Genomic DNA, 632 nt, shown 5'->3' on the forward strand with positions numbered 1-632 from the left:
AGCTCGTTTTGCAGCGTGCCGGGTATGCTGCGATTGGCGGCCAATGCCCAGGGGAAGGCGCCGCGGTGGATGTAACGGCTGTCCGAAGCCTTTTCGGGGTCGTCTTTGTAGCTGTAGTCGTTGAGCTGGCCGATCTCGTCCCCGCTGTACAGTACAGGGAGGCCCGACTGCGAGAACATGAAGGCGTGGAGGGTCAGGTCGAGCCGGACAGCCTTTTCCTGCGCGGCCTTGTCCCCGGCGAAGCCGGCCCGCTCGATGCCGCAGAGGGAAGCCGTGGTGCCGCAGAGGCGGGCGTCCCCCAGGCGGGGGTCGTCGTTGTACAGCTCCCCGATGGCGAAGGAGTTCGCCGTCTTGCCGGTAAAGAAATCGTTCAGGTACTTTTTGTGCGGGACCTCCTGCATCCCGAACTGGGCCAGGAAATCGTAGTCAAGGCCCCAGCCGATGTCGTCGTGGCAGCGCAGGTAGTTCTGGAAGATGCAGTTTTGGGGCAGACCGGCCAGGATGTCCAGCTGACGGCGGAGCAGGGCGGTGTCGGCGGTGGCCACCGTGTGCCAGGTGGTGCACATGGTGGTGACATTGTACAGCATATGGCACTCGGGTTTGTCGGGGGTGCCAAAGTAGGGGGCGACCCG

General features: G+C 63.9%; 1 protein-coding gene. It reads right to left on the minus strand.

Annotated elements, in window-relative coordinates; genetic code table 11:
* A partial coding sequence (locus B5G12_RS14240) for an alpha-amylase family protein (protein ID WP_522731458.1) occupies window positions 1-632 on the minus strand: 632 nt, incomplete at both ends.

It is taken from the genome of Faecalibacterium sp. An58 (genome assembly GCF_002161515.1).
Lineage (GTDB): Bacteria > Bacillota > Clostridia > Oscillospirales > Ruminococcaceae > Faecalibacterium > Faecalibacterium avium.